The 12,814-nt window shown below is 63.9% G+C and carries 12 protein-coding genes and 1 tRNA gene; 6 read left to right on the plus strand and 7 right to left on the minus strand.

Features of this window, described 5'->3' with window-relative positions:
- Positions 1-125: 125 nt before the first annotated feature.
- The 4 genes from ACYVKA_RS03930 to ACYVKA_RS03945 form a co-directional block, all read right to left on the minus strand.
- Positions 126-851, minus strand: a complete 726-nt coding sequence (locus ACYVKA_RS03930) for a transposase family protein (protein ID WP_460703125.1) — start codon at positions 849-851, stop codon at positions 126-128.
- Positions 852-1,003: 152 nt separating this feature from the next.
- The gene (locus ACYVKA_RS03935) at positions 1,004-4,633 is read right to left on the minus strand and encodes a hypothetical protein (protein ID WP_460703127.1); all 3,630 of its coding nucleotides are present in this window, start codon (positions 4,631-4,633) and stop codon (positions 1,004-1,006) included.
- 69 nt (positions 4,634-4,702) lie between these two features.
- Positions 4,703-5,035: a divalent-cation tolerance protein CutA gene (cutA, locus tag ACYVKA_RS03940; protein ID WP_460703129.1), complete on the minus strand. Its 333-nt coding sequence runs from the start codon at positions 5,033-5,035 to the stop codon at positions 4,703-4,705.
- The gene (locus ACYVKA_RS03945) at positions 5,028-5,618 is read right to left on the minus strand and encodes a helix-turn-helix transcriptional regulator (RefSeq protein ID WP_460703211.1); all 591 of its coding nucleotides are present in this window, start codon (positions 5,616-5,618) and stop codon (positions 5,028-5,030) included. The genes cutA and ACYVKA_RS03945 overlap by 8 nt, the downstream gene beginning before the upstream one ends.
- 219 nt (positions 5,619-5,837) lie before the next feature.
- Here ACYVKA_RS03945 and ACYVKA_RS03950 point away from each other — a divergent pair, with 219 nt between their 5' ends.
- The 6 genes from ACYVKA_RS03950 to ACYVKA_RS03975 are packed head-to-tail and all read left to right on the plus strand — an operon-like array spanning position 5,838 to position 11,011.
- Entirely contained in the window at positions 5,838-6,272 is a 435-nt protein-coding gene (locus ACYVKA_RS03950) for a plasmid replication, integration and excision activator (RefSeq protein ID WP_460703131.1), read from the plus strand.
- A gap of 2 nt (positions 6,273-6,274) precedes the next feature.
- Complete coding sequence (locus ACYVKA_RS03955) at positions 6,275-7,978, plus strand: FtsK/SpoIIIE domain-containing protein (RefSeq protein ID WP_460703133.1); 1,704 nt, start codon at positions 6,275-6,277, stop codon at positions 7,976-7,978.
- A complete protein-coding gene (locus tag ACYVKA_RS03960; RefSeq protein ID WP_460703134.1) occupies positions 7,975-9,516 on the plus strand; it encodes a replication initiator in 1,542 nt (513 codons plus the stop codon). The genes ACYVKA_RS03955 and ACYVKA_RS03960 overlap by 4 nt, the downstream gene beginning before the upstream one ends.
- Before the next feature lie 3 nt (positions 9,517-9,519).
- On the plus strand, positions 9,520-9,735 hold the full coding sequence (locus tag ACYVKA_RS03965) for a helix-turn-helix transcriptional regulator (protein ID WP_460703136.1): 216 nt from the start codon (positions 9,520-9,522) through the stop codon (positions 9,733-9,735).
- A complete protein-coding gene (locus tag ACYVKA_RS03970) occupies positions 9,732-10,823 on the plus strand; it encodes a tyrosine-type recombinase/integrase (RefSeq protein ID WP_460703138.1) in 1,092 nt (363 codons plus the stop codon). Before ACYVKA_RS03965 ends, ACYVKA_RS03970 begins: the two co-directional genes overlap by 4 nt.
- A complete protein-coding gene (locus tag ACYVKA_RS03975; protein ID WP_460703140.1) occupies positions 10,820-11,011 on the plus strand; it encodes a hypothetical protein in 192 nt (63 codons plus the stop codon). Before ACYVKA_RS03970 ends, ACYVKA_RS03975 begins: the two co-directional genes overlap by 4 nt.
- 104 nt (positions 11,012-11,115) lie before the next feature.
- Here ACYVKA_RS03975 and ACYVKA_RS03980 read toward each other — a convergent pair.
- From ACYVKA_RS03980 to ACYVKA_RS03990, 3 genes are all read right to left on the minus strand, one after another.
- A tRNA-Ala gene (locus ACYVKA_RS03980) sits at positions 11,116-11,191 on the minus strand.
- Between the two features lie 71 nt (positions 11,192-11,262).
- The gene (locus ACYVKA_RS03985) at positions 11,263-12,024 is read right to left on the minus strand and encodes a hypothetical protein (protein ID WP_460703142.1); all 762 of its coding nucleotides are present in this window, start codon (positions 12,022-12,024) and stop codon (positions 11,263-11,265) included.
- Positions 12,025-12,104: 80 nt separating this feature from the next.
- Positions 12,105-12,779 (minus strand): GNAT family N-acetyltransferase, encoded by a 675-nt coding sequence (locus ACYVKA_RS03990; RefSeq protein WP_460703213.1) that lies wholly within the window; start codon positions 12,777-12,779, stop codon positions 12,105-12,107.
- Positions 12,780-12,814: the final 35 nt, after the last annotated feature.

Consider the following 12,814-nt stretch of genomic DNA (forward strand, 5'->3'; position numbering starts at 1 on the left):
CCGCTACCGAACTACACCCTCATCTGTGAAGAGCCGGGAAAGTTCTCACAATCTCATCAACACACCGCCTTGGCATCGAATACCTTTCGCCACTGCCGATGCGTCACTTGATGAGTGAGGTTTTCTCACCAGGCTCCTCGCATGTGGGTGGCGATCACGAGGGCTGAGCGGACGATGGCGGTGATGCGCCAGGGGTCGAGGGTGACCTTCTGGAGTGCCTTGAAGTGTTTGAGGGTGGCGTTGGCTCGTTCGGCTGGGGCGCGGAGTTGGGTGATGAGTCGGTTGCGGGCGAGGGTGTCGGGTGCCAGGTGGTGGCCTTTGATGGGGTGGCAGATGCCGATCCCGGCGCCTTGGTAGCCCTTGTCGGTCAACGTTTTCAGTCCTTGTGCGGCGGCTGGGTAGAGCGGGGGGAGGACGTGTTGGCGGGCGGCGGTGAGGTCGTGGGTCGCGCCCGGGGACACTGGCGAGGTCCAGATCGGAAAACCGGAGCTGTCGGTGAGGACTTGGACGTTGCCGCCGTGACGGTGGTGTTTTCCTGAGTACCAGGCATCGGTGGTTTTCCCTTGTCCGGCAGGGGTGTGGACGGCGGTGGTGGCANGCCGGCGACCACGTCGAGAGCTTCGCGGGTGGTAGCGGTAGCAGGTGGCCTGCGACAGGCCGTGGTCACGCGCCAGGCGGTGGATGGGGGTCGCATCACACATCCAGCGGCAGAGCAGGATCGCTTGGGTCCAGCAGGTGGCGGCTCGTTGCCATGGGCGCCGGTCATGTCGGCGTCGGTGGGCCGACAGCCACGCTGCGATGCGGCGCACGATGGTCTCGGGAAGGTCAAGGGTGGCACGATAGGACAGCATGCGGGCTCGGATTCTGGTGGACGATGGGTGTCTTGGCAGAAACCGATCCTGCACCACCCGACCCGCATGAACCCACCCGAGTCGACCATCACCCCTTGCCAGAGCATCACTGCCGATGTTCTACAGGCAGCCCTGATGAGAAAACCTCAGTGCTACTTCCTACGCTTCCGCTGTGAGCGCGAGACTCGGCGGGCCGCCCGGGGGTTTCGCACTGCGCGTGCGGGAGGTATGAGCAGGTCCAGACTGAGGTCTGCAAGCGCGATGACCGGATAACGACTGTGGGCCATGAACGGAGTGACTAAAGTCTCACTCGTGACGATAGCGCCCACGACGCGAACATCGAGCCGGGTGCAATCGCATCCGAATGCCGTTCTGATGTCCTCGGAGTGAGTTTTCAACCACTCAACGCGTTCATAATGTAGCTGCTCGGTGGTCTTCTTCCCTTTCTTTCCCGAGAAGATCTTCTGCATCTCCATAGACAGTTCGTTGGGGGTCCGCGCCAACTCAAAGTCTTTCGCTTCTATAGCATAGGCGACGTGAGCCCGCTCGTCCCAGGCGAGTATATCGACGTCGCCTAGATCTTGGTTAGTGGGGCCAACAATGCGTTGCCCATTGAGTTTCTTGACGCTCTCCTTTACCTCCGCACCCTGAGCGCGTGCCTCCTTGGCAACCGCATGAGCAAAATCGGCGTTAATCTGTGTCCGTACATTAGATATACACGCCTTCATCTGCTTTGTCTTAGCCTTGGCCTGCAGTCGAGCAGAGAGCACACCATCGAGCCAGTATGGACCCACCCCCAAAATTGATCTGTAGCCATAGAATATCTCATTTCCAACACGCACAAGCGGTCGCCGCACATAAGAGGCGTCTCGGTTGAACCGCCAAGGAAATGCGTCGCTGCCGATTGACATGAATGAATCACGCGACTCTAGAGATAAGTGAGCGATAACGTTTCTGACTATATCGGCCTTCAGTCCCGTCTCATTGATCACCGAGTGGATGAACTCATCAACTTCGCACGTATTCATTTGATCTGGCGCCGCTTTTGACAGCAGTTCTCCGCAGACGACTGCCAGTTCTGGCATTGAAAAGCCAAACTCAGCGCGAAAGGCCTCCTCATTTTCCTCTAGGAAGACTTCCACGTCGATACTGCTGTCAACCTTAGGGATCGGTTCTCCCAAGGCAGAACGAATGAGGCGGTCGCCAATTGCATGACTGTGATCCGATATCGCCCGATTCATCGGATCTTCACGTGAAACCCCCAATCGCCCAGAGTTGAGAATCTCAACAGAATAGTCAGCAAGTCCGTAATGAATTAGATCCGACGTGGCGCCGCGATTACATATCTCACTGGCGATCGAGAGAATCCTCATATACGACAGACCGTCGCTCCGTTCATTTCCGTGCGGTTGAGTCGCGGCGACGTATTCGATGACAAAGCGTGTGGCTCGTTGTGCAGTGGAGCTATTGGAGCGATCTTCGACCAGGCGAGTCGCGGCGCGCGAGTTTGCGCCAAAACAGGCAAGACGGGAGGGGAGCAAAAGACTGTCGATCTTCGATCTTCTGATCAGCGATTCATTACCGCGGATTAGAGCACCCAGAAGATCTTTGGTGTCAAAGCGAGAGATCTCGTGTTCGAGTTTGGCGAAGAGGTGTTCCACGGCGGCGTTCAATACAGCGCCCCGCTCTTCCGATTGGACCTTGCCCGCAGACATCGCTGCACCGCTTGGACTGGTGAGCCACTGCCCCAACTCGTCGAGAACCAGCGCTTCGGCCTGCTCGTGAATGTAGACGGGCTCCGGCAATAGTCCAGGGTTCAGCTCAAGGGCATCCTGATCCGCAAAGGTATGCATCATCCGTTTGGAGCCGGTAGGTGCAATTCGATCAAGCGCTTGTACTCTATCGCTCGCTTTCAGGCCGAAGACAGAGCCTAAAAGGCAATCCACCAGCTCACGTTCTGCGGCGTTATCTCGACTTCTAAGCATGTGTGCAAATGTTCGTGTGAAACAGATGCTTTTACCCCGACTCGTGGACCGCACGCGCACTGGCGGATCGCTAGTGACTGGCAGATGGGGGTCCAGCCAAATTATTGCGTCTTCGATTTCGATTTCTATACATGGAAGATCATAAAATAGGTCGCCGAGTGATTGTGTTACCTGCGAGATCCAGTAGGAGGTTGTTTGGAGCAGCTCGAGCTGGAGCCAGGTGTCGGGCGTGACGCTCTCATGGAGAGTGATAAAGATGCAAGTGTCTCCGTCTTCTACAGTGTATCCGAAGCAGCTCGACCGGGGATCGGTACGATAGATTTCCGGGGCATCATAAGGGAGGGCTCGAGATACCCATGTAAGCATGCGCGGCTGGGTTGTCGTGTGAACGACATGTAAATCGTGAGACTCGAAGTCAGCAGCCCGAATCGCCAGGGCAGCACCCGGAGGCGTGACAGCAAAGGTGGGTACTCCATCGTCACTCAAGTAGAAAGAATTCTGATTCTCCGTGTAGATCGAGTAGTCGTCTAATATACCAGCCGACAGCGTGGAATAGCTGCGTCTCTGAAGTGCCTGCCCAAAGAGATATAGTGCGTTTGGGTTGCGCTCCTGGTGACGGATAATGAGTGCCAAGTCCTCAGATCTTCCGAGAAGAACGGGGTTTGAGGTCGACCCGGTGGGGATTCCCCAGAAACCTTCTCGTCCGGGGCTGTCGATGGCGATCATGTGGAGAAGTTTCGTTCCGGCTGCCTCCGCCGTCGCGTCCTCAGCAGCGAGGATTTCGGTGACTTCGCGAATCTGTTGGTCTGTGGAGATCTGCGGCCAGACCTCCGTCTGATTCCAGCCCTCAAGCCTGTCTGTCGCCGAGACGAGATTGATTTTGAGACCATCAGCAGTTGTTGCCGTCCAATTGGGGGTTGTGTTGCTGCCTCCCGCGCGACGGAACTTCAAATCTACGGAAAACTCGTCCGAGATTTGTCCCGCCGCAACTCTTGCAAAGTTGGCCGCAAGCGAGGGAATTCCGGAATTCTTCGCGATGATACCCATTAGATAGTATCGGAGCGTCGTACAGAGTTCGGTTGGCAGAACGACGACGTATCCCTGACTTGTTTTCAGGAAGGGGCTGAGAATTAGACGATCATCAGTAATGTCTTCTTTGCAGGGTCGTGTGAGGTCGCCCGGGTTATGTGAGTGTGCGTCGACAAATGCGGATAGAGATGGTGATATGCCCCCGAGCTCTGCCGTTGTAAACGTGACAGCCTGGCGGAGGCGAGTCAGTTCGGCGTCAGAGGGGATGTGAATTTTGTCGCCTGGACGAGATTGAGGTAACGTCCCGCGCCTCAAACCGACCTTACGCCAAATATGGTCGCTCAATTGGAGGATGGCGCGCGTGTAGGCGTAAGCCCATTGTCGATCTTCGTTTGAGAAGTCCTGCGTTGCGGCAATGACTTGCAGGAGAGACTTCACGTTTGCTGTCGAATATAGTCCCATGCCTGGGGATGCCAAGTACGGTCCCCCCGTGAATGCAATACTCTGCACAAAGATGTCTTCAAAGGGATCCTCCATTCCGAGAATTCGTGGATCTGAAAACTCGGGTTCCTGTAGAATCTGAGTCAGTGTCCGCGCACTGACCGACCCTTCATGGGCCTCCCGAACAGATGATCCCAAGGCCGCCAAGCGTTGGAGACGCACTAAGTTGGCGGCATTTTGGGGCAGAGTCATCAGGGCGGCGGCGGAAGCGGCGAGTGCTGCCCCGTCAGGTCTGTTTGGACTCTTGGGGAGGTCAGGTTTGGTCATTGTGCTTCTTCTCTGCTGGCGTGGTGCTGTTTGGGTAGAGATCACCCCCTCGCTGGTGAGGGCGCGTGTTCACCCAGGTAGTTGGGTATTGTCTCGCAGCCAGTTCGAGTAGGTCTCGTTGATTGCCGAGATAGGGATTGCCGTGACTTGCGGGGTCTCGTAAGGGTGGAGCTGAGTGACGAGGTTCTCTATTTGTCGGAACAGTCTCGCCCGCGTGTGGACTAGGGCCAACGCTTCGGGCTCGCGCTCAATAGCGTCCCGCCAGCGATAGATCGAGACCACGCCGGGAATGATATTTCCACACGCCGCCAGCCGTGCCTCCACGAGCAACCGCACGAGCTTGGCCAGCTGCTCGGTGCTGGGCCCTGTGATAGTCACGGTCACGAAGTCTGTGTCAGTCATGATCTGTTCCCCTCCGTGCGATGCTGAGTGCCTTGTCTTGGTCGCGGGCCATGCCGCCGCGACCGGTCAGCAACCCGTCGTAGCTGATTCCGGTCCACAGCCCGTGGGCGTGCAGGCCCTGGGGGTTGAGGGTGAAGATCAGGGTGCCCTTGGAGCGGGATGCGCCCTCGGCTGCTGCGTACCAACCCATCAGTGTGTCGTTGTCCCACAGCCGCATCTCGCCCCGCCAGGCGTAGTAGCCCTCTTCGAGTTCTCCATCGCCGCGCTCAGCCACCAAGAGGAGGCGGTCGTTCTTCTGGGCCACGTGGACGCGTTGGACGGTGTAGTACTCCACCTCGTCCTTCCACGTCTGCCAGGACATGTACCAATCCCCGGCAAGGTCCAGGCCGTCGCTGTAGCTGCCAGCCAGCTCGTCCAGGGTGAGGTCGAGCGCTTGGGCGATCTTCTGCGCGACGTTGAAGGCTGGCTGTTGTTCGCCGGCCTCGTAGCGAGCGATCTGACGGGTGGCCACTTCGACGTGCTGAGCCAGCTCCGCCTGGGACATGCCCAGTCGGGCACGGCGCGCGCGGATGACGTCTGACATGTCCACGTGGGGCACCTGCCTGTCTGTAGGGGACCGGATCCCTGTCTACAGGGGGACCGGATGGCATTGGACAGAAACAGCCTATTTTCTGCGCCAGAAATTCAACCTGACCAACTCGCCAATCAGAACATGACTGAAAAGACTTGCCGGACATCTTCAGGTGGTCTTAGATGACTTATGAGTCCGGTAGGTGGCCGGATCAGTCATCAGGAGGTAGTCATGGCAGTGCAGCGCAGGCAAAACGCGTCGATGGAGACGGTGTTCCCGTTCGGGGCCTTCCTCCCGGCCGGTGAGGAGGTGCGGCCGGTCTTCGACTTCAACGCCCCGCAGCGCCCCGACGGGAGCCGTCCGCAGCAGGTCGACGCCGAGACGGGCCAGCCGATGTGGTCGATCACGGTCTTCGACAACGACCCGGAGGCGCGCGGCAAGGAGAAGGCCGTGGTGGTGAAGATCGCCGCCCAGCACCAGCCCGTCCCGCCGGAGAACACCTCGGGGCTGCCGTTCACCCCGGTCGCCTTCGAGGGCCTGACCGTGACGGCGTGGGTCGACAAGAACGGCTCGTTCCCGAAGCTCGCCTGGTCGATCAAGGCCACCGACTTCGCCGAGGTCGGCACCGTGCGTTCCACCTCTGCGCGCGAGGCCCAGGGGGCCTGACGATGACCGTCGCAACGCTGCCCAGCCCCGACCGCAGGCGTCTTCACGTCGCGGCCGTGGCAGGGGCCGTGTGGCGCCCACTCCGGGTGTCTGGTGTGTTCGTGGGGCGCCTGCTGCGCGGCATCTGGCAGGGCCGGTGGTGGTTCGCCACCTGCTACATCGCCTGGTTCGTGCTGGCCATCGTGTGCGGTATCGACTCCCGCACCACCCACCTCGGCCTCGGGGTCGCTGTTGCGGCATGGTTGATGCCGTTGGTGGGTGGGGCCTGGTGGTCGCTGGCCAACCCGTTCACCTTCGACAGGTTCGTCGCCGGACCGCGGCGTCGGCGGGGTTGGCGGCGGTGGGCGCGGAAGAACTGGGACGAGCTGGCGCGAGAGTGTGGCCTGTCGGTGCAGCGCACCCGCATCGAGAAGGTGACCCGCAAGGTCCGCGCGGGCGACCACACCGAGTACGTCCGCGAACCCCAGCAGGTGTCGCACTGGGTCGCGCCGTACCTGTCGCGTGTCGAGACGCGTGACGACCTGCTGGTGCTCCGGATCCGGGCCCGCATGGGGCAGACCTTGGAGGAGATCGAGGCAGCGGTCCCCGCGTTGCAGGTCGCCGCCGCGGCCACCTCGGGCCGGTGCACGTTCGTCTCCGAGTGCCAGGTCGAGGTGCAGCTGATGATGCGCAACGCCCTCGCCACGGGCCGGGAAGCGTCGATCATCACCCGCGACCAGATCGACACCCTGGGCGTCGTTGCTGCTGGCCGCACTCAGGCGGGCACCACGTGGCGCCTGCAGGTGATCGGGCGGCACACGCTGATCGTGGGTGCGTCCGGGTCGGGCAAGGGCTCGCCCATGTGGTCAGTGGTCGGGAACCTGGCCCCGGCCGTTCCCACGGGAGAAGTGCAGCTGTGGGGAATCGACCTCAAGCACGGACTCGAACTGTCCATGGGCAAGCAGCTGTTCTGCTGCATGGCCACCACCCCCGCCCAGGCGTTGGGGGTGTTGCGCCAGTTGATGCAGGTCATCGAGGCCCGCGGCGCGGTGATGGCCGGTGTCTCGCGCCTGCACCAGCCCCGCCCCGGCGACCCGCTACACGTCCTGGTCATTGACGAGCTGGCCGTGCTCACTTCCTACGGTCCGCCCGAGGTCGTGAAGGAGGCCTTCCGGTTGTTGTCGGAGGTGCTCACCCAGGGCCGCGCCCTCGGCGTCGTCGTGCTCGCCGCCGTGCAGGACCCGCGCAAAGAGATCGTCGGCATGCGAAACCTGTTCACGCAGGCCCTCGCGCTGCGCCTCAACAGCTCCACCGAGACGCGCATGGTGCTGGGTGACGAGACCACCCGCGTGGCACCCGCCCACCGCATCCTGCGCTCGCAGCAGGGCACCGGCTGGATCCAGGACGAGGACGGCACCTTCGACAAGGTTCGCGCCGACTACTGGCCCGACAGGACCATCCGCGAGGTGGCCCGCCGGTATCCGTCCCCCGTGGTGGTCGAGCTGCCCACCGAACAGCAGGTTGCGGAAGCAGCGCTGCCGCCGGCGCCCAAAATCACCAACGCTCCTGACGGCAACGCTGCATCCCAGGGCGCCATGCCCAAGGCACGCAAGCCCCGGGCCCCGCGCAAGCCCCGCCAGCCACGCAGCGGTGGCATGGATGGTCATTTCGACAGGCTCAATGACTGTGGCCAGCCCCTCGACAAGCTCGGGGAGCAGGCAGCATGACCACGCTTGCGGGGGCTCGCTTCGACGGGTTCGGTGAGGCATCCCCTCTCGACCTCGACCTGAGCCCCCGCATGGCCACCCAGATGCTCGACCGCATCAAGGACGGCACCTTCGATGCCTTCGCCACCGCTGCCGCCCATGTCGGGCACTGCGCCCATCCCATCCGTCTGTCCGGTTCCACCACTCGCATCGACGCGCACACGGGCGAGGTGTTGAGCGTCTTCCGCTCCGCCGACCAGCCCCTCGGCGTCCTGTTCCAGCGCTGCGGCAACCGTCGCGAAAGCGTGTGCCCGTCGTGCTCCCGCCTGTATGCCCGCGACACCTTCGAGGTGATCCGCTGCGGCGTCCAGGGCGGCAAGAACATCCCCGAGACCGTGGCGGACAATCCCCTGGTCTTCCTCACTCTCACCGCCCCGTCCTTCGGCGCCGTCCACGGCACCCGCGGCGGCAAGCCCTGTCACCCGCGCCATGAAGGACGGCTCTGCCCGCACGGCAGGCCCATGTGGTGCAACCTGCGGCACGACGAGAACGACACGCTGCTTGGGCAGCCGATCTGCCCCGACTGCTACCGCTACGACCACCACCTGATGTGGCAGTGGTGGGCGCCAGAGCTGTGGCGGCGCTTCACCATCACCCTGCGCCGCCACCTCGCCACCGCGCTCGGTGTGGCTCCGTCCATGATCAACGACGCGTGCTCGGTGCAGTTCGCCAAGGTCGCCGAGATGCAGACCCGCGGCGCAATCCACTTCCACGCCTTGATCCGCCTCGACGGCCCTGCCGCCCAGGGCATTGGCGCACCGGCCCCGCCGGGCATCGCCTCAGAGATCCTTGCCCAGATCGCCCGGGATGCGGCTGCGGCCGTCTCCTACGTCGCCCCGGCGCCCCACCCGTCCATCCGCCCCGTGCTGCTCGTGTTCGGTTCGCAGATCGATGCCAAGCCCGTCCGCACCAGCCACCGTCCCGACGATCCCGACCGTGAGCTGCAGCCCGCCCAGGTGGCCGGCTACCTCGCGAAGTACGCCACCAAGGACTCGTCGGCTGCCAAGCAGGCCGACGCCTCGAACCCGCACCTCGACCGGCTCGTCTCCCTGTGCCGGATCTGGTCCGGCCACGCCAAGAGCCGCGACGCCCTCCGCCGCACCGGCCACGTCCTGACCGAACCTGTCGGCAAGGACGGCCTCGACGTGTACGCGCACCTGGGCAAGTGGTCGCACGAACTCGGCTTCCGCGGCCACTTCTCCACCAAGAGCCGCCGTTACTCCATCACCCTGGGCGCCCTGCGACGGGCCCGTGCCCGCTTCCAGTCGCTCATGGCCGACCAGCAGCGCACCGGCCGACCCATCGACTGGGCCACCGTCGACCTGCTCGCCGACGACGAGGACGACGACACCACCCTTGTGCTGCGTGACTGGGCCTACGACGGCACCGGCTGGGACACCGCCGCCGACGAGGCGCTCGCCCTGGCCGCTGCCGCCCGGGCTCGGGAGTACGCGCAGTGGAAGGCCACAACCACCCACCCCCACACCAAGGAGAGCTGAACCATGAGCATGACCACTACCCTCACCAAGCCGGACGCCGGCATCGTGTCCGACTACCTGACCAGCGAGGAGCTGGCCGCGTGGATCCGCGTCTCCCCGTCCACCCTGTGCCGCTGGCGCAAGACCGGGCAGGGCCAGCGCTGCACCTGGCTGTCGCCCACCTGCCCCCGCTACCTGCGCGCCGACGTCGAGGCCTGGCTGCGGCGGGCTGCCGCGTGAGCATCGAGAAGACCCCGAACGGACGCTGGCGGGCCCACCTCAAGAGCGGACGCGTGAAGGTCGCCTCCCGCACCTTCGACACCCGCCGGGAGGCCACGGCCTGGCTCGCCAGGGAACGTGCCGCCCTGGACGGCGGCATCGACCCTCGCGCCGGCAAGGAGCGCGTGCGTGACCTGCTCCCCCGCTGGCTCGAGATCCGTCGCACGACGGTGGCCGTGAAGACCTGGCAGACCGACCGCGAGCTGCTGCACCGCATCCCCACGAGCATGATGGCGCTGCAGGTGTCGGCCGTGTCCGGTCGTGAGGTGGCGCGCTCCTTCGAGGCGCTGCTCTCCCGCGGTCTGAGCCACAACTCCGTGGTGCGCTATCGGGCCAGCCTGTCGACCTTCTTCGCCTGGTGCGTGCGGGAGAAGCTCATTGCCCGCAACCCGGTGACCGACGTGCGAGTGCCCAAGAGCTCCGTCCCCGCCACCGAGATGCTGCCCTTCACCGAGGACGAGCTGGAAGCCGCCTATCGAGACTGGCAGGCGTTCGACAGCACCCTGGCCGACGTGATGCTGGTGCTCGGCTGGACCGGCTTGCGTTGGGCCGAGGCTCGTGAACTGCGCGTCAGTGATTTCGTCGAGCTGCCCACCGCTGCCCTGCGGGTGCGTCGTTCGGCTCCCGAGGGCGTGGGCGTGAAGTCGACCAAGGGTGGGCGTTCGCGTCGCGTGCCGGTGGCCAACCGGCTGCTGCCCATCGTCAAGGCCTTCGCCGCTGGCAAGGGCCCCGACGACCTGCTGCTCACCACCGCCCGGGGCGCCCAGCTGCACCGCAATGCCGTGGTGCGGACGCTGCACTGGAAGACCACCGGCAAGGGCCGTCGCATCCACGACCTGCGGCACACCGCTGCCTGCCTGTGGCTGGCCCGTGGCGTCGACCCGGGAACCGTGCAGGCATGGATGGGGCACGAGTCCATCGCGACCACGAACCGCTACCTCCACTACCTGGGCACGACCGCCGACGTTGCGGGGCTGGAAAAGCTGAACATGATCTCGGCGGGGTTTGTCCAGACAGGTGCCGCGACAGCATCTAAGTTGGACGTATGAGCTATGAAGAAATCGAGTACATCTACAAGAACACTTGGGTCATGGGGATCGACGATCACCCGCGCTCGGAGGTGCTTAAGCATCTTCCTGAGACTCACGAGCTTGTCAGCACGATCACCTTTGTGCAGGACGGTGAACCGCATCTACTGGACACCTTCAAGGTCGTCCCGCTCTCTGAGCGAGTCTAGCCCTGGGGTCCGCCGGGGGTCCGCGAGAGATGGCGAAATGACCCCGGACACGAAGGAACCCCGCGTGACCGGAACCGTTCTTCCTAGTCAGCGAGGTTTCTTGCTGGTGGAGCATAGGGGATTCGAACCCCTGACCTTCTCATTGCGAACGAGACGCGCTACCAACTGCGCCAATGCCCCTTGTGAACTTGTTGCTGCGTGAACAGCGGATACAGCCTAGCACCCGTCGGGCGGGGCAGGGAAACCGGCGCTCACTCCCCCACGACCCGCGGCCGCTCGTCGACCTGCTCGGCCAGCGAGCCGTACTCCTGCTCGGGAGCCTCGGCCACGACGGGGTTGCGGCGGAAGGACTGGGTCGGCTCCGGCGCCGACAGATCGATGGTGCGCACGGTGCGCGGCACCATCGGCTTGCTGACGTAGGTGGGCATGGTCACCGGGATCGGATCCCACAGGCTGCCGTTGAGGCCCTCCACCGGGGCGCTGATCTCGATCGACAGCTCACGGGAGTCCTCGGTTCCGGCGGCGGAGCGCAGGCCGGCCGGCACCTCGAAGCTGATGGTGTCCTCGCGCCAGTCGGGCTCCAGGGAGGCCAGGCGCTCGTCCAGACGAGCATTGAGCTTCACCACGCTGTAGCGGCACAGGCCGAGGAAGACCAGCAGCAGCACAGCCGGGACCACCGGGGCGTACCAAGCCACCTGGTCCAGGGCGACGAGCACACCGGCACCAACGGTCAGGCCAGCCAGGCCGAGCAGGATGCGGCGGCGGCGGCGGGCGGCGGTGCTGGCCTCACGGTGAATTTCGGCGCGGACGGCGCGGCGCATCAGGGGCGTCGAGACCTCGCTCTGGTCACCCTCCAGGGCGACGACGGAACGGGCGACCACCTGGCGGGGCTCCGTGAGCCCCTGCAGCACGTCGAAATCCTCGTTGTCAGAAGGATCCCGCTTCGCGAGAAAGGACGGCACGAGGTAGGCAATCCACGCCAAGGCCATTGCCACCAAGATGAGTCCCGTCACGGGCCCAAGCGTACTGGCTCATGGTTCGTGGGCCACCACCCGACCAGGCGTGTTGTACCCTTTGGGATGATTTCTTGGGCTCAGACGCCAGTTCGGAGGTGTTCGGAGAGCCAGCGGGGCGTCCCGGAGGCCAGGAAGGGACCCAGCAGGCCGTCGGGAACGTCCTCGGTGCAGACGGCGAAACTGCGATGGTCGCGCCACTGCCCGTCGATGTGCAGGTAGCGCTCACGGATGCCCTCGTCGCGCAGGCCCAGCTTCTCGACCACACGCAGGCTCTTGGCGTTCTCGGGCCGGATGTTGACCTCCATCCGGTGCAGGCCCAACGTGATGAAGCAGTAGTCGGTGCCGAGCGCCAGCGCCGTCGGCATCACGCCCCGCCCCGCCAGCGCCTGGTCCACCCAGTAGCCGGCATGGGCGAAGTTCGCCGAGCCCCAGGTGATGCCGCTGATGGTGAGCTGCCCGGCCAGGGGGAGCCTGCGCCCCGGTGTCGACTCACGCGGCCAGTGTTCGTCCCAGCAGATCGCGAAGGCCAGGGTGCGCAGCTCACGCGCCTGGCGGTCGAAGTTCTTCACCATCCCGACGAAATCGGTGGAGGTGGCGCGGGTACCCGACGGCATCGTCGCATCCCACGGGCCATTCCAGGCGGCATTGCGCTGACGCACCTCGTGCCAGGAGCTGCGGTCGCGGCGGTGCAGGGGACGCAGCACCACCGGCCCGCACCGCAGTTCGACCGGCCACGAGTGCTGCGCCGGCAAGCGCACACCGAGCGCCTGCAGCAAGGACTCGGGAT

The sequence above is a fragment of the Luteococcus sediminum genome (assembly GCF_054783495.1).

Bases quoted from the DNA above. Each gene is read 5' to 3' on its own strand.
- ACYVKA_RS03945 (WP_460703211.1), bottom strand. From the start codon at position 5,618: ATGTCAGACGTCATCCGCGCGCGCCGTGCCCGACTGGGCATGTCCCAG.
- cutA (WP_460703129.1), bottom strand. From the start codon at position 5,035: ATGACTGACACAGACTTCGTGACCGTGACTATCACAGGGCCCAGCACC.
- ACYVKA_RS03950 (WP_460703131.1), top strand. From the start codon at position 5,838: ATGGCAGTGCAGCGCAGGCAAAACGCGTCGATGGAGACGGTGTTCCCG.
- ACYVKA_RS03965 (WP_460703136.1), top strand. From the start codon at position 9,520: ATGAGCATGACCACTACCCTCACCAAGCCGGACGCCGGCATCGTGTCC.
- ACYVKA_RS03975 (WP_460703140.1), top strand. From the start codon at position 10,820: ATGAGCTATGAAGAAATCGAGTACATCTACAAGAACACTTGGGTCATG.
- ACYVKA_RS03960 (WP_460703134.1), top strand. From the start codon at position 7,975: ATGACCACGCTTGCGGGGGCTCGCTTCGACGGGTTCGGTGAGGCATCC.
- ACYVKA_RS03955 (WP_460703133.1), top strand. From the start codon at position 6,275: ATGACCGTCGCAACGCTGCCCAGCCCCGACCGCAGGCGTCTTCACGTC.
- ACYVKA_RS03935 (WP_460703127.1), bottom strand. From the start codon at position 4,633: ATGACCAAACCTGACCTCCCCAAGAGTCCAAACAGACCTGACGGGGCA.